This window comes from Janthinobacterium sp. TB1-E2 (genome assembly GCF_036885605.1).
Classification (GTDB): Bacteria; Pseudomonadota; Gammaproteobacteria; order Burkholderiales; family Burkholderiaceae_D; genus Janthinobacterium; species Janthinobacterium aestuarii.
Genome location: NZ_CP142523.1, coordinates 4,459,055 through 4,484,906, shown reverse-complemented (window position 1 = coordinate 4,484,906; position 25,852 = coordinate 4,459,055). Strand labels below are relative to the sequence as shown.

The 25,852-nt window shown below is 62.0% G+C and carries 21 protein-coding genes; 8 read left to right on the top strand and 13 right to left on the bottom strand.

Going from position 1 to position 25,852, the window contains the following annotated elements:
* Window positions 1–33 precede the first annotated feature (33 nt).
* The 4 genes from OPV09_RS20105 to fur all read right to left on the bottom strand — a co-directional run bounded on the left by OPV09_RS20105 (window position 34) and on the right by fur (window position 2,952).
* On the bottom strand, window positions 34–1,242 hold the full coding sequence (locus OPV09_RS20105; protein ID WP_338679218.1) for a SpoIIE family protein phosphatase: 1,209 nt from the start codon (window positions 1,240–1,242) through the stop codon (window positions 34–36).
* A 172-nt stretch (window positions 1,243–1,414) separates the two neighbouring features.
* A complete protein-coding gene (locus OPV09_RS20100; RefSeq protein WP_338679217.1) occupies window positions 1,415–2,005 on the bottom strand; it encodes an NAD(P)H-dependent oxidoreductase in 591 nt (196 codons plus the stop codon).
* A gap of 59 nt (window positions 2,006–2,064) precedes the next feature.
* On the bottom strand, window positions 2,065–2,430 hold the full coding sequence (locus OPV09_RS20095; RefSeq protein WP_338679216.1) for a MerR family transcriptional regulator: 366 nt from the start codon (window positions 2,428–2,430) through the stop codon (window positions 2,065–2,067).
* 81 nt (window positions 2,431–2,511) lie between these two features.
* A complete protein-coding gene (gene fur / locus OPV09_RS20090) occupies window positions 2,512–2,952 on the bottom strand; it encodes a ferric iron uptake transcriptional regulator (RefSeq protein WP_035820181.1) in 441 nt (146 codons plus the stop codon).
* A gap of 248 nt (window positions 2,953–3,200) precedes the next feature.
* On the opposite strand from fur, the gene OPV09_RS20085 reads away from it, so the two are divergent.
* Entirely contained in the window at window positions 3,201–4,097 is an 897-nt protein-coding gene (locus tag OPV09_RS20085; RefSeq protein ID WP_338679215.1) for a LysR family transcriptional regulator, read from the top strand.
* 146 nt (window positions 4,098–4,243) lie between these two features.
* Complete coding sequence (locus OPV09_RS20080; RefSeq protein WP_331777903.1) at window positions 4,244–4,861, top strand: OmpW/AlkL family protein; 618 nt, start codon at window positions 4,244–4,246, stop codon at window positions 4,859–4,861.
* Window positions 4,862–4,950: 89 nt separating this feature from the next.
* On the opposite strand, the gene OPV09_RS20075 is transcribed toward OPV09_RS20080, so the two are convergent.
* The 4 genes from OPV09_RS20075 to OPV09_RS20060 form a co-directional block, all read right to left on the bottom strand.
* Window positions 4,951–5,778 carry a MetQ/NlpA family ABC transporter substrate-binding protein gene (locus OPV09_RS20075; protein WP_072452913.1) on the bottom strand — a complete coding sequence of 276 codons (828 nt, stop codon included), beginning with the start codon at window positions 5,776–5,778 and terminating at the stop codon, window positions 4,951–4,953.
* Window positions 5,779–5,810: 32 nt separating this feature from the next.
* Window positions 5,811–6,485 (bottom strand): methionine ABC transporter permease, encoded by a 675-nt coding sequence (locus tag OPV09_RS20070; RefSeq protein ID WP_034756701.1) that lies wholly within the window; start codon window positions 6,483–6,485, stop codon window positions 5,811–5,813.
* Window positions 6,478–7,287, bottom strand: a complete 810-nt coding sequence (locus OPV09_RS20065; protein ID WP_139089807.1) for a methionine ABC transporter ATP-binding protein — start codon at window positions 7,285–7,287, stop codon at window positions 6,478–6,480. The genes OPV09_RS20070 and OPV09_RS20065 overlap by 8 nt, the downstream gene beginning before the upstream one ends.
* Window positions 7,288–7,611: 324 nt before the next feature.
* The gene (locus OPV09_RS20060; RefSeq protein ID WP_081367963.1) at window positions 7,612–8,070 is read right to left on the bottom strand and encodes a YbaN family protein; all 459 of its coding nucleotides are present in this window, start codon (window positions 8,068–8,070) and stop codon (window positions 7,612–7,614) included.
* Window positions 8,071–8,534: 464 nt separating this feature from the next.
* Between OPV09_RS20060 and OPV09_RS20055 the strand changes: the two genes are divergently transcribed.
* The gene (locus OPV09_RS20055) at window positions 8,535–9,101 is read left to right on the top strand and encodes a YceI family protein (RefSeq protein ID WP_034756709.1); all 567 of its coding nucleotides are present in this window, start codon (window positions 8,535–8,537) and stop codon (window positions 9,099–9,101) included.
* A gap of 247 nt (window positions 9,102–9,348) precedes the next feature.
* On the opposite strand, the gene OPV09_RS20050 is transcribed toward OPV09_RS20055, so the two are convergent.
* Entirely contained in the window at window positions 9,349–11,157 is a 1,809-nt protein-coding gene (locus tag OPV09_RS20050; protein ID WP_338679214.1) for an NAD(P)/FAD-dependent oxidoreductase, read from the bottom strand.
* 143 nt (window positions 11,158–11,300) lie between these two features.
* On the bottom strand, window positions 11,301–12,443 hold the full coding sequence (locus OPV09_RS20045; RefSeq protein ID WP_338679213.1) for a sigma-54-dependent Fis family transcriptional regulator: 1,143 nt from the start codon (window positions 12,441–12,443) through the stop codon (window positions 11,301–11,303).
* A 226-nt stretch (window positions 12,444–12,669) separates the two neighbouring features.
* Here OPV09_RS20045 and OPV09_RS20040 point away from each other — a divergent pair, with 226 nt between their 5' ends.
* The 5 genes from OPV09_RS20040 (at window position 12,670) to OPV09_RS20020 (ending at window position 20,360) form a co-directional block, all read left to right on the top strand.
* Entirely contained in the window at window positions 12,670–13,998 is a 1,329-nt protein-coding gene (locus OPV09_RS20040) for a serine hydrolase (RefSeq protein WP_338679212.1), read from the top strand.
* Window positions 13,999–14,117: 119 nt separating this feature from the next.
* A complete protein-coding gene (locus OPV09_RS20035) occupies window positions 14,118–15,659 on the top strand; it encodes a CHASE2 domain-containing protein (RefSeq protein ID WP_338679211.1) in 1,542 nt (513 codons plus the stop codon).
* Between the two features lie 62 nt (window positions 15,660–15,721).
* The gene (locus OPV09_RS20030; RefSeq protein ID WP_338679210.1) at window positions 15,722–16,144 is read left to right on the top strand and encodes a GFA family protein; all 423 of its coding nucleotides are present in this window, start codon (window positions 15,722–15,724) and stop codon (window positions 16,142–16,144) included.
* Between the two features lie 432 nt (window positions 16,145–16,576).
* Window positions 16,577–18,622 carry an ATP-dependent endonuclease gene (locus tag OPV09_RS20025; RefSeq protein ID WP_338679209.1) on the top strand — a complete coding sequence of 682 codons (2,046 nt, stop codon included), beginning with the start codon at window positions 16,577–16,579 and terminating at the stop codon, window positions 18,620–18,622.
* A gap of 10 nt (window positions 18,623–18,632) precedes the next feature.
* Window positions 18,633–20,360, top strand: coding sequence for a UvrD-helicase domain-containing protein (locus OPV09_RS20020; protein ID WP_338679208.1), 1,728 nt, complete (start codon window positions 18,633–18,635; stop codon window positions 20,358–20,360).
* Window positions 20,361–20,502: 142 nt separating this feature from the next.
* Here OPV09_RS20020 and OPV09_RS20015 read toward each other — a convergent pair whose 3' ends face one another.
* Genes OPV09_RS20015 through OPV09_RS20005 form a run of 3 tightly spaced genes read right to left on the bottom strand, consistent with a single transcriptional unit; the run spans window position 20,503 to window position 25,726 of the window.
* Window positions 20,503–23,265 carry an Hsp70 family protein gene (locus tag OPV09_RS20015; protein ID WP_338679207.1) on the bottom strand — a complete coding sequence of 921 codons (2,763 nt, stop codon included), beginning with the start codon at window positions 23,263–23,265 and terminating at the stop codon, window positions 20,503–20,505.
* 2 nt (window positions 23,266–23,267) lie between these two features.
* On the bottom strand, window positions 23,268–25,148 hold the full coding sequence (locus OPV09_RS20010; RefSeq protein ID WP_338679206.1) for an Hsp70 family protein: 1,881 nt from the start codon (window positions 25,146–25,148) through the stop codon (window positions 23,268–23,270).
* The gene (locus OPV09_RS20005; RefSeq protein WP_034756730.1) at window positions 25,145–25,726 is read right to left on the bottom strand and encodes a DUF2760 domain-containing protein; all 582 of its coding nucleotides are present in this window, start codon (window positions 25,724–25,726) and stop codon (window positions 25,145–25,147) included. The genes OPV09_RS20010 and OPV09_RS20005 overlap by 4 nt, the downstream gene beginning before the upstream one ends.
* Window positions 25,727–25,852 lie beyond the last annotated feature (126 nt).

Here is a 25,852-nt window from a genome sequence, read left to right as displayed (position 1 = left end):
TCTTGTTGATAAGGTGGCTCGATGGCGCCAAAACTACAGGCGGAAACAGAAAAAAGTCAGGTCGTCGCGGCGCGGCTGCGCTCCCTGCCACGCGGCGCTGTCCTGCAGCAGGGCCGCCGCCACGTCGCCGGCGGGAGCGTGGCGTCGCGCCAGCAGCTGCTCGCGCATGCGGCGCTTGCCGTAGGCGATGTCGCGCGCGCCGCCGATCTGGTCGAGCAAGCCGTCGGTGGTGAGGAACAGCAGGCTGCCGGCGGGTATGGCCAGCGTCTCGTTGTGCCAGCAGTAGCCGGCCGGCGTGTCGACATAGCCCACGCCCATGCGCGCGCCGTCGATGGCGCGCACGCTGTCCTCGCCCGGCGCGACCACGTGCAGCGCCAGTTTCGCCCCCGCGAAACGCAGGCTGGCGCTGGCCGTGTCGTAGCACAAAAAGGCACAATCCATGCCGTCATTCGAGCCGGCGTGGTGGCCGGTGCTGGCGCCATCCTGGCCCAGCAAGGTCTTGATGGCGCGGCTGACGGCGCCGATCAGGGCGGCCGGATCGTGCGGCCCCAGTTCGCGCAGGGCCTGGCTCAGGGCCGACGAGGCGATCAGGGTCATGAAGGCGCCTGGCACGCCGTGGCCCGTGCAGTCGGCGATGGCGGCGAACCAGCCGCCCGTGTGGCGTTCGAAAAAGTAGAAGTCGCCGCCGACGACGTCGCGCGGCTGCCATTCCAGGTGCGCGTCGGGCAGGGTGGCGCGCAGTTCCGCATCGGAGGTGCGCAGCAGGGCGCGCTGGATCACGCTGGCGTAATCGATGCTGTGCATGATCTGCCGGTTCTTTTCCGCCTGCATGGTAGCGACCACGTTCATCAGCTGCAAGCCGAAGCCCACGCCGGCCAGCGCGCCATCTTCGGTGATGATGAAGCCGTCGGCCAGCGCCTTCTCGCCCGCTTCGACGGCGCGGAAGGTGAGGTCTTCGATGCTCATGGCGCCGTCGACGATCAGCGGTTCCTTGTCCATGAAGGCGATGCAGCTCTTCTTGCCGTACACCTCGTGATAGAAGGGCTTGGACATCTGCGACATGAAGATGTTGCGGCTGATCAAGCCGATGGGCTTGTGCTGTTCCGTGACGGGCAGGCTCATCATGTCGCGCCGTTCCGTGAACAGTTCCAGCACGGCGAAATTGCTGGCGTCGGCCTGCACGGATTCCGTGGCGATGCACAGGTCGGACGCCACGGACGTGCGATAACGGGGAAGATGCAATCGAGAAGCGTTAAACTCCACAGCGGCTACCTTTAGATGACGGTCGGACCCTTGTTGTCGCGAGAGCAAGGCGACTGACAAACAGGCAATATCATCATGGTAGCCTTTGAATGTGACGGCTTGATTACCAGCTTGTCAAAACCGTATGCAAGATGGCTGCATGGCAAGCAACTTACAGGCGCCGGGCCAGCGCCTTCGCCTGTTCCAGCCAGCGCGCGCGCTGCGGCTCGGTGGCGTTCAAAATGGGACCGAAGCTGGCCACCCTGACGGGCTTGATGCCGCAAAATTCCAGCGTCGTCTTGCGCAGCTGGTGGATGCCGGGCATGTGGTAGACCCAGCGGAAATACCAGGGCGGCGTATCCATCGTCACCAGCAGCTGGGCCGTGCGGCCCAACAGCAGCTGCGCCGGGAAAGCCTTGCCTGGGCGATATTTGAAGGCGTAGCCGGGCAGGAAGACGCGGTCGATGAAGCCCTTCAGCAGGGCCGGCGCGCCGCCCCACCAGATCGGGTAGGCGAACACCAGGTGTTCGGCCCAGCTGATGGCTTCCTGCACGGCCAGCAAGTCCGCTTCCAGCGGCTGCACCTGGCGGTAGCCTTCGTGCAGGATGGGATCGAAGTCGAGCTGGCCCAGGCGCAGCTCGCGCACGGTGTGGCCTTCGCTGCGGGCCGTGGCGGCGTAGGCATCGGCCAGGGCGGCGCAAAAGCTGTCGCTGGACGGGTGGCCGAGGAGTATCAAAATGCGCTTGGGTGTCGTCTTGGTCATGATGCAAGCTGTCCGTTAAAGAAGAGCTTGCATGCTAAAGCCTGCCCCTAGTGGCAGAGTCAAGCGGCCTTTTGCAGACGCTGGCGCGCCAGGCAGTCGCCGATTTCCGTGTCGATGTCGGCCAATTGCGCGTCGAGCTGGCGCAGGCGGGCGATATCCTGCCGCACCTGCGCGCGCTTGGCGGCGATGTGCTGCGACAGGGCGGCCCAGTCCGTGTCGTCGCCGGCCAGGACGGGCAGCAGTTCGGCCAGGCGGAAGCCCAGGACCTGCGCCTGGCGTATCAATTTGACTTGCGCCAGGTCTTGCTGCGTGTAGACGCGATAGACGCCCGAGCGGCGCACGTCCCCCAGCAAGCCCAGCGCTTCATAGTGGCGCAAGGCCTTGGGCGAGGTGCCCGCCAGGCGGGCGATTTCTCCGATGTACATGCTTGTCCTTGTCCTTTTATCGAGCTGCGGCGTACGCAGTGTAGCGCAGCTGGCTTGCCAGGCGCTAGCTTGCGCGCAGCCTCAGGAGGGCTTGCGCGGCGGGACTTTCTTCGCCGTACATTCGGCGCAGGTGCCGTACAGCGACAGCGCATGCTCATGCAGCACGAAGCCCCGTTCGGCGGCGATTTCGTTCTGGCGCAGCTCGATGCCTTCATCGACGAATTCATCGACCTTGCCGCAACCGGTGCAGACCAGGTGGTCGTGGTGCTGGCCTTCGTTCAGTTCGAAGACGGCGTGGCCCGATTCGAAGTGGCGGCGAAACAGAATGCCCGCTTCGGCAAACTGCATCAGCACGCGGTAGATGGTGGCCAGGCCCACGTCGATTTTTTCGGCCAGCAAGAGTTTGTAGACATCGTCCGCACTCAGGTGCTTGATCGTGCCTTCTTGAAACAGCTGCAGAATCCGCAAGCGGGGGATGGTCACTTTCAAGCCCGATTCACGCAGTTCCCTCAATATATCCATGTCTCCCATTCCTTTTTTGTAGTCGCCTAGCGAGGTCATTCATTATATCGCAAATGATAATCATTACTATTCTCATTTGTATCGTGTGAGCTGGAATAGTATGCTGCGCGGGCAGGCGGCAATCCAGTGATATCGGCGCAAGTGGCGATTGCGTGGCGGGCAACTTGTGCCGGCAGTTATCATGAAGAATCGAAAAATACCCGTTGAATCGCTACACTGTGCACCAGGGAATAACAATGGAGCACGGCATGGACCGATTTGATGCGATGCGGATATTTACGCGCATCGTCGAGTTACGCAGTTTCACGCAGGCGGCGCATGACCTCGGCTACCCGAAAGCGACGGTCACGCATGCGATCAAGCAGCTCGAAGCGCGGCTGCGCGTGCGCCTGCTGCAGCGAACCACGCGGCAAGTCACGCCCACGCCCGATGGCGAAGCGTATTACCAGCGCTGCGTGCGCTTGCTGGCGGACCTGGAAGAAACGGAAGCCGTGTTTTCCTCGGCGGCGCAGCAGCCGGCCGGCAAGCTGCGCATCGACTTGCACGCGACCCTGGCCATGCATTTCGTCATGCCCGTGCTGGACCAGTTCTGCGCCCGCTATCCCTTGATCGAACTGGAAATCGGCATGGGCGACCGCCTCGTCGACCTGGTGCGCGAAGGCGTCGATTGCGTGCTGCGCGTGGGCGAACTGGGCGACTCGTCGATGGTGGCGCGCAGGGTGGCGTTGCTCGAACAGCTTACCTGCGCCAGTCCCGCCTACCTGGCCGCGCACGGCACGCCGGAAAATTTGGCGCAACTGGCGGGCCACCGCGCCGTCAATTTCTTTTCCGCCCAAACGGGCAAGGTCTGGCCCTTCGATTTCAAGGTGGATGGGCAGCGGCACAGCGTGGCCTTGCCGGGCACGGTGTCCGTCAACAATGCGGACGCGTACCACGCCTGCTGCCGCGCGGGCATGGGCCTGATTCAGGCGCCCCGGTATCACCTTGAATCGGCGCTAGCTGCGGGCGACCTGGTGGAAGTGCTGCGGGACTTGCGTCCCGACCCGCTGCCCGTGTCCGTGCTGTATCCCCATCACCGGCAATTGTCGCGACGCGTACGCGTGTTTGCCGACTGGGTCGCCAGCGTGTTTGCCGAGGCGAATTGACGCGCTGCGGCATTTTCTTGACCTGGGTAAAGGAAAAAATCCCTCTAGTGATGCCATCTAGCACTATTTGATGTGGATCAAAGTTTTTGTTGCACTGCAATCTTAGACTTCGCAGCGTTACTTAACGACAAAAAGAGGGAACTAGAATGAAAAAGTCCGCAACTGCAGCAGCAATCGTCCTGACCGCCATCGGCGCATTCGCCAGCAACGCAATGGCACAGGAAGGCCCATGGCTGGTCCGTGCGCGCGCCGTGCACCTCGATCCGGCCGATAAATCTGCTCCTGTTGGTGGCGTCGGCGCATCCGACCGTTTGACGGTCAGCAGCAAGACGATTCCTGAAATCGATATTTCGTACTTCTTCACCCCGAATATCGCTGCCGAGCTGATCCTGACTTACCCGCAAAAGCATGACGTCAAGCTCGATGGTAACAATATCGGTACCTTCAAGCATTTGCCACCGACCCTGTCGCTGCAATACCACTTCATGCCTGAAAAACAGTTCAGCCCTTACGTGGGTGCCGGCATCAACTACACGAATATTTCGGACGTGAAATTGCTGAACGGCGCCGGCCGCCTGGAGCACGACAGCTGGGGCTACTCGCTGCAAGCCGGTGTCGACTACAAACTGGATAAAAACTGGTCCCTGAACTTCGACATCAAGAAAGTGCAGATCCGCAGCGACGTCTTCATCGGTGGCGCCAAGGCCAGCGAAGTCAAGGTCGATCCTCTCCTGATCGGTGTCGGTGTCGGTTACCGCTTCTAAGCAGTGACCGGCTGCGCCCATGCGGCGCGGACAATAAAAAAGACGGCCAGGTGTGAACCTGGCCGTCTTTTTGCATGGCATGTGCCGCTTTATTTTTTCAGCGTTTTTTCCAGCGCCAGCTGGTAGTCCGTCTTTTCGTAGCCGGCCAAATACTTGTTCGTCGCGTCGAGGAAGGCGCGCGAGCGGTAGGCCGCTTCCAGGTCCTTGACCCATGGCTTGGCCTTGTCGGCCGTGCGGATGGCAACCAGGTTGATGTAGCTGTCCGAGATCTTTTCCACGGCGAGGGCCGACGTCAGCTTCATGCCGGCGGCCAGGGCGAAGTTACCGTTGACGAAAGCGTAGTCGGCGTCCGCCAGCGAGCGTGGCAGCTGCGCCGCTTCCAGCGGCACCAGTTTCAGCTTCTTCGGATTTTCCAGCACGTCGCGTTCGGACGCGCGCAGCGGGTCGACGTTCGGTTTCAGTTTGATCCAGCCCATCTTGGCCAGCATCACCAGCGCGCGCGCCTGGTTGGTCGGGTCGTTCGGCATGGTGATGGTGGCGCCGTTCTTCACGTCGGCCAGGGACTTCTGCTTGCCGCCGTACAGGCCGATCGGCATGGTCGGCACGGTGATCAAGGGGCTCAATGGCAGCTTGTTATCGGTGGCGAACTTGGTCAGATACACGATGTGCTGGAACACGTTGGCGTCGAGCGAACCTTCGGCCAGCGCGTAGTTCGGCTGCACGTAGTCGTTGAATTCCACGATCTTGACCTTGTAGCCCTGTTTTTCCAGGATAGGCTTGATGCCCAGTTTCAGCTGGTCCGAGTAGGGGCCGGAACTGGTGCCGATGACGAGTTCTTTCGGGTCCTTGGCGTGTGCGGCGGTGGCGAAGGCCAGGCTGGTGGCGGCGACGAGCAGGGTGCGGCGAATGTGGTTCATGCTTTTCCTTGTACTGAAATACTGAATATGAATTAACGTTTGTCGAGGCGCTTGGCGATGCGCGTGCCGGCGAACTGGATGGTTTGCACCAGCACGATCAGGATGGCCACGGTGGCGACCATGATGTCCGTCTCGAAGCGGTAGTAGCCGTAGCGGATGGCCAGGTCGCCGATGCCGCCGCCGCCCACCACGCCGGCCACGGCCGAATACGACAGGAAGCTGATCGACAGCACGGTCAGCGCCAGCACGAGGCCGGAACGCGCTTCGACCAGCAGTACGCGGAAGATGATCTGCATTTCCGACGCGCCCATGGCGTGCGCCGCTTCGATCACGCCGCGCGGCACTTCGCGCAGGTTCTGTTCCACCAGGCGCGCCAGGTAGGGGATGGCGGCAAACGACAGCGGCACGGCAGCTGCCAGCGGGCCGATCGAGGTGCCCGCGATGATGCGTGTAAACGGCGTCAGGGCGACCAGCAGAATGATGAATGGGAAGCTGCGCACGGTATTCACCAGCCAGCCGAGGATCATCGACAGCGGACGGTTTTCCAGCGACTGGCCTTCCGACACGAGGAACAGCAAGATGCCCAGCGGGCCGCCGACCAGGATGGCGGCCGTGAGGCCAATGCCCAGCATGGTCATGGTCTGGCCCAGCGCCACCCAGATTTCCGGCAGCAGGTTGATGACGTTATTGATCGATTCTTCAAACATGTGTTGCATCCTTCCATGCGGTGGCTTCAAACGCCTCGGTGCCGTAATAAGCGAGCTCGCGTCCCAGCGCCGTCTTGCGCGGGGTGGCCGTGTCGCTCAGATCGAATTGTTCGGCGATGGCGCCTTTTTCCACGACGGCGACGCGGTTGCAGATGGCGCCCAGCACCGACAGCTCATGGCTGACGATGACGATGGTCACGCCCAGGCGCGCATTGATGTCGCGCAGGGTGTCGAGCAGGGCGCGCGTCGTTTCCGCATCCAGCGCGGACGTCGGCTCGTCGCACAGCAGCACGTCGGGGTGGCTGGCCAGCGCACGGGCGATGGCCACGCGCTGCTTCTGCCCGCCGGACAATTGCGCCGGATAGCTGTGCAGCTTGTCGGACAGGCCGACCAGCGCCAGGCATTCCTCGACCCTGGCGGCGATCTGCTCGCCCTTGGTCGTGCCATGGATTTTCAGGGGGAAGGCGACGTTGTCGAAGACGCTGGCGTTTTGCAGCAGATTGAATTGCTGGAAAATCATGCCGATATTCTGGCGCGCGTCGCGCAATTCGCTCTTGCCCAGGCGTGTCAGTTCGCGCCCGGCCACGGTAATGGTGCCGCTGTCAGGGCGCTCGAGCAGGTTAATCAGGCGCAGCAGGGTCGATTTGCCGGCGCCGCTTTTGCCGATCAGGCCGAAAATATCACCGGGATAGACTTCCAGCGTGACCGATTTGACCGCGTGGAATTGTTCGCCTTTGGGCAGCGCGAAGGTCTTGTTCGCGCCATCGATGCGAATCACCGGCGTACGGTGTGGTGTGGTCATGCAGTGTTTCCTTTTTTATTGGACCGTGACAGGCGCGCTTGCAGGGGCCAAATCGCCCAGCCTGTTACGTCGGTTGCGTAGTATACCTCCGATCGTGTTATTACTCCTACGACAGAATCTTGCTTTGAATATGCAAATAATGTCTATGCGCGTGTTTGTTGGTTGAAAAAGCGGGAAAGCGGCGTTCTTGCCGAATTTAATCACGTGTAGGGGTCTACAGGAGCTGCATCTTGGTGAAAAGTTCGCCGCGCCCTGCGGATGCATCGCAGTGCTTTTATGTGCAGTTCGGCTCACTTGCCGTTTTTTGGAGGCGGGCAGGGCGGTTTACTGCCCGCCATTGCCCTCTTCTCGGGCAGATTCTGCCCCGCTGGCGGCAGGGCCTTCGGGACGCCGCAGCAGGTAGACGAGGACGGCGATTTCCATGGCGCCCACCATGGCGATGACCCACCACGGCGGGTGGCCCAGGCACATGGCGACAAAGCCGATGGCCATGCCCAGGCAAGCCATGGCCTTGCCGCGCCGCGAAACGGCACGGTGTTCGCGCCACTGGCGCAGCGGCGGACCGAAGCGGGGATGGTGCAGCAGCCAGTGCTCGAGGCGCGGCGAAGCGCGGCTGAAGCAGGCCAGGGCGAGGATCAGGAAAATCGTCGTCGGCATGACGGGCAGCATGGCGCCGATGATCCCCAGCAGCACCATCAGGGCGCCGGCGGCGGTCCAGGCCCAGCGGCGCAGGCGTACGCCGTGCGCTTCGCGCAGTGGCGGCTGGGCGTGCGGCTCCCGCATCAGGCGAGGGCGCCGGCGGTCAGGCCCTGGCTGCGGGGCGTGGAGGCGGTGGGAAGTGCGTTCAAGGTGCGCGTATCGTGGCGGGTGTGGCGGGTGGCCGTCATGTTTTTTCTGTGCTGTATTCTGCTCTATTATGGATGAATCAAGGCGCCGTTGCATACGCGCCAGGGCCGTGATGATAACCATTGCACAGAATAATAACAAGAATCATTCTCATCTATGAATTTGATAACGCTGGATATTTTTGGCAATGCAGACAATAATCGGCAGCAGAAGACGCTGTCATGGACATCATTGTTCTTATTATCGATTTTTTCGATGCTAACTAGGTATATTTTCCGTTTTACATCGATCTTCATGCCATGCATAATCTGTTGCAACTGAAGCCAGACAATCAGCCGCAGCGTTTCCCGCCTGCAGCTGCTTGCGGTTTTGACATCCTCCACTCCTATCAGGAATCCATTATGAAAAAACTGCTCGCTTTTATCGCCGCCGCCGGCTTCTCGCTGTCCGCTTTTGCCGCTCCAGAAGTCTATGTCATCGATGGCAGCCACACTTTCCCCCGTTTCGAGTACACCCACATGGGCTTCTCGACGCAGCAAAGCCGTTTCAATAACACCACCGGCAAGGTCACCTTGGACCGCGCAGCCAAGACGGGCGCCGTCGAAGTGCTGATCGACACCAAGTCCGTCGATACGGGTTCGACCCTGTTCAACTCGCACATCCAGGGCGAAGACTTCCTCGACACGGCCAAGTATCCTGTCGCCACCTACAAATCGACCAAGTTCAACTTCGACGGCGACAAGCTGGCCTCGGTTGAAGGCAACCTGACCCTGAAAGGCGTGACCAAGCCAGTCACCCTGACCGTCACCTCGTTCGCCTGCGCACCGCACCCGATGCTGAAAAAAGACGCCTGCGGCGCCAACGCCACGGCCAAGATCAAGCGCTCGGAATTCAACGCCGGCAAATATGCGCCAGCTGTCAGCGATGATGTCACCCTGACTTTCGCCATCGAAGCCATCAAACAGTAATCGTTGGCTGTATGACGTAAAAATGGCGGCGGACTTCGGTCCGCCGCCATTTTTTCGTGTGTAATCCGGCATGCGCCAACATTGTGTCGGATTACGCGCTTGCGCGCTAATCCGACCTACGTGGTTTTGCAGGTGCAGCAAGAAGCGGCGGGCCAAAATCCACCGCTTTTTTGACAGTAGGTCGGATTAGCGCGGCAAAGCCGCGCGTAATCCGACATAAGCCGACATGCGCCGGCATGCAAGACGATCACGCCAGGTGATGCACCTCCTGCTGCCCATACACGGGCGTGTTCAACCCTTCCATGCGCGCCTTCAACTGCAGCGACAGGTACTGGGAATAGTGGCGCGACTGGTGCAGGTTACCGCCATGGAACCACAGCGCCTGCTGCTGCGTGGGTTTCCACATATTGCGTTGTTCGCCTTCCCATGGGCCAGGGTCCTTCGTCGTGGCCGAACCGAGGCCCCACACCTTGCCCACCTTGTTCGCCACCTCGGGCGAGATCAGGTCCGCCGCCCAGCCATTCATGGAGCCGTAGCCGGTGGCGTACACCACCAGGTCGGCCGGCAGTTCCGTGCCGTCCGACAGCACGATGGAATGGGCTTTCAGTTCCTGCACGCCGACGCCGCTTTTCAGCTTGATCTTGCCCTCGGCGACCAGCTCCGAGGCGCCCACGTCGATGTAGTAGCCGGAACCGCGGCGCAGGTATTTCATGAACAGGCCGGAATCGTCATCGCCAAAGTCCAGCATGAAGCCGCGTTCTTCCAGGCGCTGGTAAAAATCCGCGTCGCGTTCGCGGATGGCCTTGAAGACGGGCTTCTGGAAGTCGGCCAGGATCTTGTACGGAATCGAGGCGAACGTCAGGTCTGCCTTGGCCGTCGTCATGCCGGCGGCCAGCGCCCGTTCCGAGTACAGGTCGCCCAGCGCCAGGTCCATCAGGGAATCGGACTTGACGATGTGCGTCGACGAGCGCTGCACCATCGTCACGTCCACGCCCGCTTCCCACAGGGCGGCGCAGATATCGTGCGCGGAATTGTTCGCGCCGATGACGACCACCTTCTTGCCGGCATACGCGTCCGGTCCCGGATGCTGCGACGAGTGCTGCTGCTCGCCCTGGAATACGTCCATGCCCTTGAACTTCGGCATGTTCGCCTTGCCCGACATGCCGGTGGCCAGCACCAGCTGCTTGGGCTTGAGGGTAACGGGCTGGCCGTCGCGCAGCACCTGCACCGTCCACTCGCCGGTGGCTTCGTCGAAGCTGGCCGATTCGCAGGACGTCGAACCCCAGTAATTGAGTTCCATCACCTTGGTGTACATCTCCAGCCAGTCGCCGACCTTGTCCTTCGGCGTGAAGACGGGCCAGTTGTCGGGAAACGGGATATACGGCATGTGGTCGTACCAGACGGGGTCATGCAGGCACAGAGACTTGTAGCGCTTGCGCCAGCTGTCGCCGGGACGCGCGTTTTTCTCGATGATGATGGTGGGGACGTTCAGCTGGCGCAGCCGCGCGCCGAGCGCGATGCCGCCCTGGCCGCCGCCGATGATGACGCAATAAGGCTGGCGCGCGTAGCCCAGTTCCGCCGCCTCCTGCTCGCGGTTTTCCAGCCAGCTGCTGCGGTTGGTGCGCGCGCCGTGTTCGGCGCCCATGGGCCGCCGGCCGCCCTTGGCTTCCTCAAAACCCTTCAATTCGCTCATGGTGGTGAGCAGGGTCCAGATCTTGCCGTCGCGGATGCGGATGAAGCCCACGCCGCGCGCCACGTTCGTTTCCACCGTGATCCAGCTTTGCAGCACGCCGCCGGCTTCCACCGCATGTTCGCCGTCGGCGATGCGGACGGAGACTGGCTGTACGGCGCCCAGTTGGGCGGCCAGCATGGCGGCGATCTGTTCGCGGCCCTCCAGGGTTTTCAGGTTCCAGGTAAACAGTACCAGGTCACGCCAGTAGCCGTCCTGTTCGAACAGTTGCGCGGCGCCCGTGCTGTCGCCGGCGCGCAGCGCGCCTTCGAGCTGCTCCAGGATGCCGGCCACGGCCAGGTCGTGCGGGTTGATATCGGTTTGCATCGTGTCTCCTCCAAGTCTGCTGACTTTATGATGGGATGCGGCTGTGTTGCCGCTGACGATGTTGTAACACTGGCGTTCCGGCGCCGCATTGCGCAGCGCAGCATGGCGGCGATTGAGACGGAAGTCTCAGCGCGTTTGCCGCATCATTGCCGGTGCGGCGCCACGATGTGCAGCTGCTTGAGGCGCCGGTACAGGGTGGCGCGCGAGATGCCCAGCATGGCGGCCGCCTGCAGCGGGCGCCATTTGGCGGCGTTCATGGCGTGGACGATGCGCGTGCGTTCGGCCAGTTCCGGCGCCGTGTAGGCCACCACGTCTTGCGCGGCGGGCGCCTCGCGCATGGCGCGCGGACGCGCCTTGGCCGGTCGCAGCGGCGCGCGCACGCGGGCATGCAGCCAGGTGCTGCCGCCGGCCAGGCGCAAGGACAGCAGACTGCGTCCCGCGCGCGCATCGAACAGCCGTTCGGCGCGCACTTCCAGCACCTCGGCGACGGGACGCGGCAGGCTGCCGAGGCCCGCGATGACGTCGCGCGCGCAGCGGTTGGCGGCGACGATGTCGCCATGTTCGTCGATGGCGAGCAGCATTTCCGGCTGCACTTCCACGAAGTGGCGGTTGCGGTGCGCCAGCAGGATGCAGCAATGGCTGTAGGACTTGAGAAAAAAGCCGTCCTCGATCAGGGTCGCGCCTTGCCGCACCAGCTGCTTGACGAGGCGCTGGCTGTCGCGCGCGTCGGGCGAACGCAGGGCCGACGCATCGAGCACGCCGATCAAGTCGCCGTGCGGCGAAAAAATCGGCGCCGCGCTGCAGGTCAGGCCCGTGAACGCGGCGCGGAAATGGTCGGTCTTGTGCACGGTGATGGCTTCGTGGTCGAGCAGCACGGAGGCGATGCCGCACGTGCCTTCCTCTTCTTCCGACCAGCACGAACCCGGGTACAGGCCCGCCTTCTTGAAGTCCTTGCGCTGGTCCGTGTCGACCACATAGTCGATCGTCACGCCGCGCGCATTGGCGAGGATGACGCAGTAGCCCGCTTCGCGCACCATGGCGTGCAGGCGGGGCAGGCACTGGCCCGTGGAGCGCAGAAAATCTTCTTCCGACTGCTGGATGGCGCGCAGTTCGGCCCCCGTCAGTATGCGCGGCCCCGTGGTGGATGCGGGATCGAGCCGGTAGTCGTCGAGCGAACGCCGGTACGACGACGCCAGCCTGGCCGTATCGGCGCCTGGATTGACGATGCGGCCGGCGATCAGGTCGCGCACGCGGTCGATATGGCTGGTCTGGCGGACGTAGGGCATGGCGCTCTCCAGTGTCTCGTGTCTGTTTTTTTATGGTGTTTTCGTTTTTAGCACGAAGCGCGGGGCCGCGCATCCTGCGCTGCAGCATGGCGCGCGCGTGAGACGTTCGTCTCAGCGCGTGGCCCGCACAATAGGATGCCGTAGAACAAGATAAAAAGTTTCTCTGTTAGCATGCATCGCATGAAGCGAGCGCCGCCGCGGGTGCCAGCCATGACAGGAGAAATGCATGACGACACTGCCACCAATCCGCCGCCTGGCTCTGGCCGCAGCCTGCCTGGCGCTGGCCGCCGGCGCCCATGCGGCAGAGACGACGGCGCCGCTGTCGGCCGCCGCCAGCGATCCGGCTGCATTGCAATGGATGGTGGGCGCGCCGCCGCCGGCCGATAAAATCATCCGCTTCGACGATGGCAGCTATTTCAATTTCCCGCAGCTGCGCTGGAGCGTGTCGCACTTCCGCCAGCTGATGCCGACGGTGGCAGTGGCGCGCGGCTTGAAGGCGCCCGTGCCCTTGCCGCGCGCGCTGCGCAACGATATCGACAGCCTGCGCTTCACGCCGCTTGGCGCCAAGGATACGATGACGTGGGAGCAGTCGCTGGGCGCCAATTACACGGACGGCATCGTCGTGCTGCACCGGGGCCGCATCGTGTACGAACGCTATTTCGGCGTATTGAAGGAGGGCGGCCAGCATGGCGCCATGTCGGTGACGAAGTCCGTGATGGGCACCATCGGCGCGGCCCTGGTGGCCGAAGGCAAGCTCGATCCGGTCAAGAAGGTGGCCGAGTACGTGCCGGAACTGGCCAAATCCGCGTTTGGCGACGCTACCGTGCGCCAGGTGCTCGACATGACCACGGGCCTGAAATTCAGCGAAGATTACGCCGACCCGAACGCGGAAGTGTGGCAGCACGCGGCGGCCGGCAATCCGCTGCCCAAGCCCAAGGATTACACGGGGCCGCGCAGCTATTTCGAATACCTGCAAACGGTGCGGCATGAGGGAAAACACGGCGAGGGCTTCGGCTACCGCACGGTCAACTCGGATGTGCTGGGATGGATCATCGCCAGGGTCACGGGGCAGAGCGTCAACGACTACCTGTCCGAGCATGTCTGGCAAAAGCTGGGCGCCGAGCAGGATGGCTACATGTCGGTCGATTCGACGGGCACGCCGTTTGCCGGCGGCGGCTTGAGCGCGGGCCTGCGCGACCTGGCCCGCTTTGGCGAGATGCTGCGCAACGATGGCCGCCACAACGGCCAGCAAATCATTCCGAAGGCGGCCGTCGACGATATCCGCCGTGGCGGCGACAAGCAGCTGTTCGCCAAGGGCGGCTACGATTTGCTTAAGGGCTGGAGCTACCGCGACATGTGGTGGGTCACGCATAACGACCATGGCGCCTACATGGCGCGCGGCGTGTACGGCCAGCGCATCTACATCGATCCGAAGGCGGAAATGGTGATCGTGCGTTTCGCCTCGACGCCGACGGCGGCCAATGCGGCCAACGATCCGACCACCACGCCGGCCTTCGAAGCGCTGGGCAAGCTGCTGCTGGCCAGGCCGAAGTAGGCTGCCGGATTGGCCCGTGCCAGCCGTGCGGCGAAACGGACACAACTGCAATACACTATCCTTTCGTCATCATTTATTGCTTGAATGATATTCAGGCATCGCACGCAAGGGAGCGCACCGTGGAAAGCAGCCAGCCGGATCAACCGCGCCCGCCACTCTGGCGGCGCCTGCTATGGCCGGCCGTTCAGCTGGGCTCGGCCTTCAAGCTGACGGGCACGCATCTGCTGCACCATGTGATCGGCGCCAGCCTGATCGCCGCGCTGATGCTGGCGCTCGAGGGTTTTCACGTGCTCGAATGGCTCGATGCGGCCATGCTGCGCGCCAGCGCGGCGCAGGAGCAGTTGCTGGACCGGGGCAAGGACCCGGGTGCCGCCTACCGGCCCGGCATCATCGAAATCGACCAGCCCGCGTTCGAACAGGTCTTCGACGAGCGCGCACCGCTGGAGCGTTCTCGCCTGGAGCAATTGATCGCCAGCGCCGCCGCGCGCGGCAGCAAGGTGCTGGCCATCGACCTGGACCTGGCGCCGGCCGTGTACGAACAGCACAAGGCGGGCGAGCGGCCGCTGGACAGCCTGCTCGACCGGCTGGCCGCCGATGGTCGGCAGCTTGTGCTGATCCTGCCCGAACAGTCGGACCGCAACGAGAACCTGCCGTGGATACGCGCGCGCTGCGCGGCCGGCATCCACTTTGCCAGCCCGCGTATCCGCGAACGCATGGGCGCCGTCACGCGCATCGAGCTGAAAAGCCCCGTGCTGGCGGCCGTGGCCTTCGAGCTGGCGCATGGCGCCGACGAGCAGGAGCAGAAGCAGCCCATGCCAGCCGCCCTGTCCGAGCAAAAGGAAGTGGTGGCGCTGGCCGGCCGCGTGTGCCAGCTGGCGCGGCGCACGGGTAGCGAAAAGGAGCTGGCGCGCTGGGCGTTCGAACCCGTCATCCGCGGCGACGCCAAGGCGGCGGCCGAACAGAATGCCGTCACCGCGCCGTTTCATCCTGCCGCCGTGGCGCCGGCATTCCTGAACCCTACGCGCACGCGCGTCAAGCTGATCGATGGCCAGGCCGGCGTGGATGCCGGGGCGCCGCGCAAGAACGTCGTATATATCGGCAGCACCCATGACGTGCGCGACCGCTATACGACGGCCGAAGGCGAGCAGGCCGGCTTGCACCTGCATGCGGCCGCCCACACGTCGCTGGGTATCGGCACGGCCGACGTCAATAAATATGCGGTGTTCGTGGCCGACATCGTCATCGGCGTGCTGCTGGGCTGCCTGTTCGGCGGCCTGTGGACCCTGTACGGCCGCGCCGAGCTGGCCATCGACCGGCGCATGGAAAACCACGATGTCAGCCGCTTGCACCGCATGGGGACACTGGCCGAATTCTATGGCATCCGTTTGATGCTGGCGCTCGTGTGGGCCTCGCCGTTTGCCATCGGCGCGCTGGCCATCTATTTGTCGCGCGGCTTGCTCGAGCAGGGCTGGTGGGTCAATCCCGGCCCCTTGATCGCCGGCATGTTCCTGCACGCGATGTCGCTGCGCGACGAAGCCCACCATCCGCATGAGGAAGTGCCGGGCCTGTCCGTGTGGGCCCAGCTGCGCCGCACGCATCCGGGCATCGTGCTGGTGCAGGCGCCGCTGGCGGTGCTGCTGTTGATCGTCGCCGTGATCTAGCGCAAAACGTGGCGCGGCAGCGGCGCTACACTGGGCGCCTTTTTCATTTGCAGGAGGATGCCATGCTGAGCGGAGGATGTTTATGCGGCGACGTGCGCTACGAAGCGGGCACGGGCGCCTTTCATGAAACGGCCTGCCATTGCTCGATGTGCCGCCGCGCCTCAGGTGCGCCGTTTGTCGCCTGGTTCAGCGTGCCGAGGGCGAATTTTCGCTGGCTGCAGGGGCAGGCCACACCGTATGCGTCCAGCGAACACTGCACCCGCAGTTTTTGCCCCCGCTGCGGCACGCAGCTGACGTTCGAGGATGAGCGCGACCCGGACGAGGTCGGGCTGACCACTGGCAGTCTCGATGAGCCAGGGCGCTTGCCGCCGCACAGCCATATCTATACGGACACGCAAGTGGAATGGGTAAAGCTGGCAGATGGTTTGCCGCGGTATTCGGGCTCGCGCGTTGATGTTGAGGGAGATCAGGGGCTCAGTCCCTAGTAAGACGGGGTCTCGACGTGTTTTGCGCCACGTGCTTCTAAGTCCAGCATATGGATGTGGTTGATCAGTGCTGCTCCATGGTTTGGGATGCCCGAACCGTCCACTGTGTGTTCGGGCCTTGACTATCTCTAGAGATCCAATTGGCATTGGTGGTATACCTGACTGCTTTGGCAACGCAACCTCCATGGCTACGCGCTCATCTTTGATATATATACTCCCAGGCACCGTAATATTTAGAAACTGCCTGCGCTTCAGTATTTTTCACTATTTCAAGTGATTCTCTTTTATTCACCGTTAAATCCTGAGTAAATTTTAAGGGTTGTGACAATTTGTGGCATTTCTCCTTCTGTAGTTTGATACTCTCAGGAATTGCTGCCCTCTGATGGTGGTAGGCATTGCCCACGAGATGGGTGGATAACTCTAAGGAGCTACATGAAAATCAAGAAGGTCGAGATCCGTAATTTTCGCCTGCTTCGGAACGCTGATTTGTACCTCGAGGACGGGACCACCATGGTCGTCGGCAGGAACAACAGCGGAAAGACCTCGCTTGCAGAACTTTTTCGTCGGCTCCTCCTCGAAAGTTCGGCTGCATTTCGGCTTGAAGACTTTTCCCTCGGTGCACACTCCTGCTTTTGGTCTGCGTATGAGCTATTCTCAGCTGGCAAGGAAGAAATAGAAGTTCGTGCTTTACTTCCTGAAATCGAGATTTGGCTAACCTTGAGATACGAGAAGGACGAGATGAACCTTGGTCCGCTTGGTGACTTTGTCGTTGATCTTGATCCGGACTGTACCGAGGCACGAATCCATGTGTGCTATCAACTTGGAGACGGAAAGGTGAAAGCGCTGCTCGGAGAAATTGAATTCGTCGACGGTGCTGGCGAGGAAGCGAAAAAGGTAGCGCTCTTCGAGGTCTTAAGAGAGCGTCTACCAAAACTATACAAGTGCAGTCTTGCGGGTGTCGATCCGAACGATCCGACAAATCGAAAGCCCATGGAGTGGGCACAGTTAAAGGCGACGATCCAAGGTGACCTCATCACAGCGCACCGTGGCCTGGACGACACGACACATAAGGATAATGATTCGTTAGGGAAGATCCTTAGTACTCTCTTTGCGACGGCAGGTTCGGACTCTGCTGATGCTGCTGATCGTAAAACTGTCGCTGAACTGAAAGCTGCAGTCAAGGACGTACAAGGGAACATAGACAAGAGCTTTAATGGCCAGCTCACAAATCTGCTTCCCGCCCTTGATCTGTTTGGTTACCGACTGCCAGATCCCAAGTTGCGTACCGAAACCACGCTTGACGTCGAGTTGCTGTTGAAGAACCACACGAAGATAAAGTATTCGGGGAGTGGTGGGATCCATCTACCCGAGGCTTATAACGGACTTGGTACACGTAACCTTATTTACATGCTTTTGAAACTGTTCGAGGCGTATAAGTCCTATAAGGCTTTAACATGTACTCCGGTGGTTCATCTTGTATTCATTGAGGAGCCTGAGGCTCACTTGCACCCGCAAATGCAGGAGGTCTTTATCCAGAAGCTCAATGAAATTGCACGGATATTCGTACAAATTTCAGGCGACGAGCGTCCCTGGCCAGTTCAGTTTGTCGTGAGTACGCATTCGTCGCACATGGCAAACAAAGCACCGTTTGATGCGATCAGATATTTCCTCGTGTCCACTGACCCAGCCGCAGTAGGATTCTTTAGCAGTCGAATTAGAGATCTAAAGAAAGATTTTGGAGATAAGAGCAACAAGGACAATGAGTTTTTACATCAGTACATGAGCCAGACGCGGTGCGATCTTTTGTTCGCGGACAAGGTCATGCTGATCGAAGGAACGGCCGAACACCTTCTCCTCCCACGTATGACGGAAAAGGTAGATGCCGGCTTAGTTGCTGGCGCGAAGCTTGGTAGCCAGTATGTTGCGATTCTGGAGGTCGGAGGCGCATACGCTCACATATTCGCACGGCTACTCGACTTCTTGGAACTTCCTGCCCTCATAATAACGGATCTCGACTCTGTGACGGGGCCGAATAGCGGCACTGCCTGCAAGGTATCGGAGGGAAAAGGCACGAGCAATGCCTGTATCCGTGATTGGTTCGGTGGGGCTAATGTGAGCCTTGCTGCATTACTCGACAAGAAACCTGAAGATAAGGCCAAGGGAAACCGCCGAATCGCTTATCAGGTACCCGAAGAGGGGGCGAAACCTTGCGGACGTAGCTTCGAGGATGCATTCGTTCTTGCGAATGCCGTCAAATTTGATGTTGATCCAAAGGATCCGGAGCAGTTTGCATGGGATTATGCTTCTAGGCAGAAGAAGTCCACTTTTGCGCTCAAGTACGCTATTGAAGATGGCGAATGGTCAGTCCCTCGTTATATTACAGAGGGCTTGGAATGGCTAGCGACTGCTGGATCGTTTGTTACTGCGGCTGCTGTGATCCTGGAAGTTATTATCCCGAACGAGGCAGCAGATGCCTAAGAACCCACTCATGCCGAATCCAGCCATAGTAGCCGCCGAAGAATCGCTTAATGCGATTTTCGAATGTATCGACCAAAGGCAGAGCTTCCTGCTCGAAGCTGGAGCTGGTTCCGGAAAGACCTACTCGTTGGTCAAAGCGCTGCGATATGTGACCGGCAATCAGGGCCGTGAATTCGCTCGACGCAATGCCAAGGTTGCTTGCATCACGTTCACTAACGTCGCTAGTGACGAGATAAAGTCGCGTATTGACGGACATCCTTCAGTCGTTACATCGACAATCCACGCTTTCTGTTGGTCCCTCATTAAGGACTTCCAGCCAAACCTGAGGGCAGAGTTGCCAAACCTTCCAAAATGGAAGGAGCGACTCGACGAAGGTGGTGACGTGGCAGGTAGACCAATCGAATATGACCTCGGCTATCCTTCTGCTGCACCGGAAGACAGCATGGTATCGTTGGGCCACAATGACGTGCTTGCACTCATAGTAAAGCTCATGAGGCTGCCAAAGTTTCGGAGGATATTCGCCGCACGTTATCCCGTTCTTTTCATCGACGAATATCAGGACACGGACAAAGAATTTGTAGAATCGCTGCTGGAACATTTTGTTGGGAAGGCTGATAGTCCGTTGATTGGTTTCTTTGGTGATCACTGGCAAAAGATTTATGCGGAAGGCACCGGAGGAATCAAAAACACCGATCTCATCACTGTTCCGCAGAAGTCAAATTTCCGTTCGGTTGAGACAGTAGTAAACGTTTTGAACCGAATGCGGCCTGGGTTGCCGCAGTCATGCAGCGAGCCTGGAAGCGCAGGCATTGCTGTCGCGTTTCACACTAACGGTTGGAAAGGAGTGCGTCGGGATGGCAAGGGGGGCGGGCACTGGACCAACGATCTTCCATCTGATGTGGCGCACGAACACCTCGAAGCGTTGCGCCTCAGGCTGGAGGGAGAAGGATGGGACTTCTCTGCGGAGAAAACAAAGATTCTCATGCTTACACATAGCGTTCTTGCTACTGAGCAGGGATACGATCAACTTGCAAAGGTGTACAGTCGAAATGAGTCGTTCCTAAAGAAAGAAGACGCTCACGTTAAGTTTCTACTGGATACTGTCGAGCCGGTTTGCTCTGCGTACGATAAGAAGAAGTTCGGTGAGATGTTTGCTGCACTCGATGCGCGCACACCGAATATCCGTTCGTTTACTGAAAAGGCCGCTTGGGTAAAAGATATGGCCACGCTGTTGAACTTCAGGGAAAACGGGACTGTGGGGGATGTTATGGATCATTTGATGACTACGCGGAGACCACGGATCCCAGACGCTGTAGAGCGCAGGGAGCGAGACCTTCAAAAGTGGGATGCTGAACCTGGAGAAGAAGAGCCTAAACTGATTGGGCGGGTGCGTAGCCTTCGAAGCGTGCCTTATAAGCAAGTCTCGGCGCTCGCGCGATTCGTCGATGACAGCACCCCTTTCTCCACAAAACACGGTGTCAAGGGAGCTGAATTCGAGAACGTGCTAGTTGTCGCTGGGCGTGGCTGGAGCCAGTACAATTTCAATGAGCTACTAGAAACGTTCGATGTCCCTGCCGACGAAGCAAAGTTCCAGCGAAACAGAAATTTATTTTATGTGGCATGCTCGCGACCAAAGAAACGATTGGCTGTACTCTTTACGCAGCATTTGTCGGAGGCATCACTCGGAAGGTTAGGAAAATGGTTTGGTGAGGAAAATGTACATGCTTTTGCTCCTTAGATTTAGTAGCCTAGATTTCACCTGACCTAATAGGTAAGGCAAGAGGCGGCTCCTCCCCACTGTCGTTAGATAAACTGAAGCACTTGGAAGTTACCGGTCTGTTAAACAAGTGTTTGGTCAGTCTGATTGTCCCGCATAGCTTTCAAATTATCAGCTTCAAGCCCGGCGGCAGCGCCTCGCCCAGCATGCGCTTGGTATTCGCTTCGTCCAGTTGCGTCACTTCGCTGACCATGGCCTGCCACAGCGGTGGGGCGCCCACGGCTTTCAGGCGGGCGAGGATGGTGGCGCGCAGTTCGTCGCCGATGTCGCGCGAGCGGTCGCCCGTCATGCGCGCCAGGTGGGTGGCGGCAAACGCCGCCGGTTCCGTCTTTTTCCAGTCCAGCGCCAGCAGCACGTGCAGCCAGTCGGCCACGGTGGCGCTGTCGACCACTTCGTGCGCGCTGCCGTGGAAGGGCTGGCGCGCGCCGACCCTGGCCAGCGCCCACAGGGTGTTCGTGTCCGCCGCTTCGCGGCCGGCTTTCTCCAGCCGCTTGATCAGCCACGCGCCCACTTCGGCCTTGTAGGCGCCGGGGATGCGCTCCAAGGAGGCGCCCAGGCGCAGCATGTCGTCGTCGCTGCCATTGACGAGGATGACGGGGCGGCTGCCCCGCTGGGCCGCATCGGCTTGCAGGTTGAAGGCGAAGTCGTCGAGCAGGCGCAGCTGCTGCTCCGTGCTCAAGCCGCCGGCCACCCGGCGCCACAGGGTCCACCATTCGGCGCACACCTGGTTATCCTTGTGATGCTGGACGCCCGTGTCGAACAGGGCCCACAGCTGCTCGATGCGCCACGGGTCGAGCGTATCGCCATAGCCGGGGCGCAAACAGTAGCCAGTCAGGTTCAGCCAGACCCGCTCATGCTCGGCGGAGCGGCGCCGGCCGCGCGCGCGCAGCATCAGGGCGTCGAACAGCTGGCGCAGCAGCGGCGTGTCCCAGCTTTCGCGTCCACCCAGCCCCCGTTCCAGGTGCTGGCGCAACTGGCGCACTTCCTTGGTCTCGACCTTTTGCGCCTTGCCGCCGAAGATGCGCTCGATCTTTTCGATGGCTTCCTTGATGCGTGGCGAAACGGCTTGAGCCTCGCCATCGCCTTGCTCTTCCTTACCAGCGCGCAGCTGGAATTCCAGCAGCCAGCGCTGGCCGGCATCGGCTTCGGCCACGCAGTGCACTTCCAACGTCCCCACTTCCGTCATGACGGTTGCCAGCTGCACGGTGATGTCGCGCTTGTCGCCGCTTTCCGCTTGCAGCACGCTGGCCAGCGGTGGCAGGCGCAAGTATTCTCCGGCGTCCAGATCGACGATCTCGCCCAGTTGCGGCGGCGTGCCCGCCTCAAAGAGGGACGTCGCCAGGTGGAAGCGCACGGGCCGGCCCAGGCGCAGCGCGAACAGCCGCTCCGTCAGGCGGATTTCTTCGCCGCTGGCGCTGCCACGGGGCAGGATGCACACGGCGCGGTGATCCTTGCCCGCCTCGCCCAGCACGAGGAAATAGCTGCGCGGCGAGCCGCCGCCGATGCGCGGTGCCTGGCCGCGCCGGGCCAGCGCGTAGGCGACGGCACCACGGGCCACGGCCACGTCGGGATTGTCGTTATGCAGGATGGTCAGGGGCTGGCCCCGCCAGTGCGCCATGGTTTCTGCCAGGCGTCGCGCCAGCGCGTCGGCGCGGAACACGCCGCCGTTCAGCAGCAGGGTGTCGGGCAGTGCGCCTTGGTGCTGTTGCAGAAAGCTGGCCAGGTGGCGCGTGATGGCCGCGTCTTGTGCATACGGCAGGCCGAATTCGACGATGCCCGCGCGGCCCTTTTTCGCCGTCTCGGTGAGTTCCACTTTCGGGAAGAAGCCGTCGACCACCATGGCCGCCACTTCCTCGCGCGTGACGTCGGCGGAACGGCTGCCGCCGATCAAACGTGATCCCCCGCCCAGCAAAGTGACGGTGGCCTTGTCCGGCGCGTCCTGCGACAGCAGCAGCTCCTTGGCGGCGCGGCAGCGTTCCATCAGCTGCGACAAGCGAGCGGCAGACAGCTTCATGCCGCCTTCGACGCCTGCGGCCATGCGCGTTTCCACGAGGTGGGCCAGCGCCAGGTCCATATTGTCGCCGCCCAGTATCAAATGGTTGCCCACGCTGCTGCGCGTGAGCTGCGGTTCGCCGTCGTCATCGAAGGCCACGTCGATCAGGCTGAAATCCGTGGTGCCGCCGCCCACGTCGCAGACTAAAATGCGACGCGTGTCGGCCAAGTCGTCGCGCAGGGTGGCGCGCCGGCGCTGCAGGTAATCATAAAAGGCCGCCTGCGGTTCTTCCACCAGCCGCAGGGTGGGCAAGCCCGCCATGCGGGCCGCTTCCAGGGTGAGTGCGCGCGCGCCCTCGTCGAACGAGGCGGGGATGGTCAGTACCAGTTCCTGCTTTTCGAGTGGAGCATGCGGGAAGCGGTGATTCCACGCGGCGCGCACATAGGCGAGGTAGCTGGCGCTGGCCGCCACGGGCGACACCTTGGCCACGTCGGCATCGGCGCCCCACGGCAGGATGGGTGCCTGGCGGTCCACGTTCGCATGCGACAGCCAGCTCTTCGCGCTGGTGACCAGCCGGCCCGGCACCTGGGCGCCCAGCTGGCGCGCCAGGACGCCCAGCACGGCGTGTTCGACGTCTTGCTGTGGCCACGGCAGCTGCAAGTCGCCCGCCGCCAGTTCGCCGGCAGCGGGGTGGTAGCGCAAGGACGGCAGCAGCGGGCGTGCGCCCACTTCGCCGGGAGCGACCAGCTGCTCGATGGGAAGCAGCTCGATGCCCGTCTGCGTATCGTTGGCATCTGCATAGGCCACCACCGTGTTGGTGGTGCCCAGGTCGATGCCGACCAGGAAGGCCGGCTGCACCTTCGCGCCGCGCATGCTTATTGCTGCGGCGTGCCGCGCACGTCGAATTCCACTTTCCAGCGCTCGGCGCCGTCAGGGGAAACGGCCAGCAGCTCCAAGGTGCCCGCTTCCGTCACGCGCGCATGCAATTTGACCTGCACCACGTCGCCGGCCGACCGGCCTTCGGCGGATAACGTCGCCTGGATTTCGCTCAGTTCCTGCAATTCATCGGGGCCCCAGAAATCGAGCAAGTCGCCGATCTGGTCATTGCGGCGCGTGGACGAGGCAAAGAAGCGGAAGTGCACGGGTTCGCCCACGACGAGGCCAAATTGCTGGCCTGGCAGTTCCAGTTCGCTGCCTTCTTCCATGCCGAACGGCGCCACGCACAGGGCCTGGATCGGCGGTTCCATGCCGGGGATGGCCGGCATGGCCGACTCGATTGCCACATAGAAGGAACTGGCCGTGCCGCCGCGGATGCGCACGCCATGGCCGCGCCGCACGTAGCTGTAGTAGGCGGCGCCGCGCGCGACGGCCAGGTCCAGGTCGGCCCCGGCCAGCATGCGCGCCGGTTCCGCGCCTTCCATGTACAGCCAGTCGTTGACGGTCGCCATGATGCGCTGGACCAGCAAGTCGGACTTGAAGACGCCGCCGTTGAACAGCACGGCCGTCGGGTGCAAAAAGCTGGCTTCCGCCGACTGGCGGCCCGCAAAGCCTTCCAGTTCGGCAGTCGCCGCCACTTGCCGGCCCAGGAAGGCGGCCAGGTGGCGCGTGATGGCCGCGTCCTGCGCATACGGCAAGCCCAGTTGCGTCAGGCCGGCGCGCGTGCGCACGGCGGGGCGGCTCGATGCTTCCACCTGCGGGAAGAAGCCGTCGAGGATGAAGGTGGACACTTCGGCGCGCGTCAGTTCCGTGCGGATGGAGCCGCCGATCAGTTTTGAGCCGCGGCTCGGCACGACGATCGGTGCCACATCGAGGCCGCTGTCGGCCAGCAGACTTTCCTTGGCGCTGCGGCAGCCATACGTGAGTGCGCGCATTTGCCAGGCGTCGAGCTGGGTGCCGTTGGCGGCCAGCTTGCGGGCCACCAGGTGGGCCAGGGCCAGGTCCATATTGTCGCCACCGAGCAGGATGTGTTCACCGACGGCCACGCGGTGCGGTTCCAGTACGCCGTCGCGCTCGAGCACGGCGATCAGCGAAAAGTCGCTGGTGCCGCCGCCCACGTCGACGACCAGGATGATGTCGCCCGGCTTGACTTCCTTGCGCCAGCGGCCTTCGCTCGTCTGGATCCAGCTGTACAGGGCCGCTTGCGGCTCTTCCAGCAGAGTGAGCGAGGTGTAGCCGGCCGCCTGCGCCGCTTCCATCGTCAGCTCGCGCGCGGCCGGGTCGAACGAGGCGGGAATCGTGACGGTGATTTCCTGCTCGGCGAACGGCGCTTGCGGGTGGGCGTTGTCCCAGGCCTGGCGCAAGTGCGTCAGGTAGCGCGTGGCGGCCGTGATCGGCGAGATGCGCGCCACTTCCGCCGGCGCGTCGTTCGGCAGGATGGCCGCGCGGCGGTCCACGCCCGGGTGGCACAGCCAGCTTTTCGCGCTCGACACCAGACGGATCGGCGTGGTGGCGCCGCGGCTGCGGGCCATTTCGCCGACGACGAACGGCGCTTCGGCTTCTTCGGTGACCCAGGGCAGGGCCAGGTCGCCGGCCGCCACTTCATCGGCGTGCGGCAGGTAGACGAACGATGGCAGCAGCGGCAATTCTTCGACCGTGCCCGGCGCCGACAGTTGCGGCACTTTCAGCACGCCGTGGCTCGATTGCTCGCCGTCGCTCTCGACCAGGTTCACATACGACAGGGCGCTGTGGGTGGTGCCCAGGTCGATGCCGATGGCGTAGCGCGCGGTGTTCGGGGTGGCGTTCCTTGTGTCGTTCACAGTTCCACCTCGGCCGGTGCGAGGATGGCGGCGTCGTGCTGCGCGCTCAGTTTCGGCAGGCGCACGCTGGACGCGCGCCAGCCGCGGTGGCTCAAGGTACCCGTGAATGGCGCCGAGCCGACCACGTTGCCCGTCAGGCGCACCTGGGCAGAATCAAAACCTTCCTGCAGGACGATGCGGCTGCCCTCTGCTTCCTGGCGCACGGCGTCGATGGTGAAGTATTCGCGCATGACCTTGGCGCAGCCTTCATGCACGAGGCGGGCGGCCGCGCCGATGTCTGCGTCCGCATGGCTGCCCAGGTTTTCCTGGGTGAAGTCGATCAGGCGCGCTTCGCGTTGCAGCAGGGCCAGCAATTGCAAGGCGGCGTCCGGCGTGGCTTCTTTCAAGATGACGGGGGCGGCGGCCGGTGTCGGCACGGGGGCTGGCGCCGGGGCCGCTGGCGCGACGGGAGCAGCCTCGGGCAGGGACAGCTTTTCCACGCGGGCCGCATAGGCTGCGTCCGACAGGGTGCTGAAGAAAGCGCCGAAAGCCAGCGGGACACGGCGCCAGAACGATGGGTGGGACGATGAAGTGCTCATAGGGAACTCGTTTCTCTGATCTGTAGGGTGGCGTCGGCGGCGCGCCCGGTGGCGGGGCCGCTTCGCAGGGTAGTGCTTGTGCCGGGCCTGTAGGGTCGGCTGTGTTTGCCCGCATGATACCAGCTA

Bases quoted from the DNA above. Each gene is read 5' to 3' on its own strand.
- OPV09_RS20075 (WP_072452913.1), bottom strand. From the start codon at position 5,778: ATGAACCACATTCGCCGCACCCTGCTCGTCGCCGCCACCAGCCTGGCC.
- OPV09_RS20095 (WP_338679216.1), bottom strand. From the start codon at position 2,430: ATGTACATCGGAGAAATCGCCCGCCTGGCGGGCACCTCGCCCAAGGCC.
- OPV09_RS20085 (WP_338679215.1), top strand. From the start codon at position 3,201: ATGGACCGATTTGATGCGATGCGGATATTTACGCGCATCGTCGAGTTA.
- OPV09_RS20030 (WP_338679210.1), top strand. From the start codon at position 15,722: ATGCTGAGCGGAGGATGTTTATGCGGCGACGTGCGCTACGAAGCGGGC.
- OPV09_RS20005 (WP_034756730.1), bottom strand. From the start codon at position 25,726: ATGAGCACTTCATCGTCCCACCCATCGTTCTGGCGCCGTGTCCCGCTG.
- OPV09_RS20055 (WP_034756709.1), top strand. From the start codon at position 8,535: ATGAAAAAACTGCTCGCTTTTATCGCCGCCGCCGGCTTCTCGCTGTCC.
- OPV09_RS20050 (WP_338679214.1), bottom strand. From the start codon at position 11,157: ATGCAAACCGATATCAACCCGCACGACCTGGCCGTGGCCGGCATCCTG.
- fur (WP_035820181.1), bottom strand. From the start codon at position 2,952: ATGGATATATTGAGGGAACTGCGTGAATCGGGCTTGAAAGTGACCATC.
- OPV09_RS20025 (WP_338679209.1), top strand. From the start codon at position 16,577: ATGAAAATCAAGAAGGTCGAGATCCGTAATTTTCGCCTGCTTCGGAAC.
- OPV09_RS20065 (WP_139089807.1), bottom strand. From the start codon at position 7,287: ATGACCACACCACACCGTACGCCGGTGATTCGCATCGATGGCGCGAAC.
- OPV09_RS20070 (WP_034756701.1), bottom strand. From the start codon at position 6,485: ATGTTTGAAGAATCGATCAATAACGTCATCAACCTGCTGCCGGAAATC.
- OPV09_RS20040 (WP_338679212.1), top strand. From the start codon at position 12,670: ATGACGACACTGCCACCAATCCGCCGCCTGGCTCTGGCCGCAGCCTGC.
- OPV09_RS20045 (WP_338679213.1), bottom strand. From the start codon at position 12,443: ATGCCCTACGTCCGCCAGACCAGCCATATCGACCGCGTGCGCGACCTG.
- OPV09_RS20020 (WP_338679208.1), top strand. From the start codon at position 18,633: ATGCCGAATCCAGCCATAGTAGCCGCCGAAGAATCGCTTAATGCGATT.
- OPV09_RS20015 (WP_338679207.1), bottom strand. From the start codon at position 23,265: ATGCGCGGCGCGAAGGTGCAGCCGGCCTTCCTGGTCGGCATCGACCTG.
- OPV09_RS20100 (WP_338679217.1), bottom strand. From the start codon at position 2,005: ATGACCAAGACGACACCCAAGCGCATTTTGATACTCCTCGGCCACCCG.
- OPV09_RS20080 (WP_331777903.1), top strand. From the start codon at position 4,244: ATGAAAAAGTCCGCAACTGCAGCAGCAATCGTCCTGACCGCCATCGGC.
- OPV09_RS20060 (WP_081367963.1), bottom strand. From the start codon at position 8,070: ATGCGGGAGCCGCACGCCCAGCCGCCACTGCGCGAAGCGCACGGCGTA.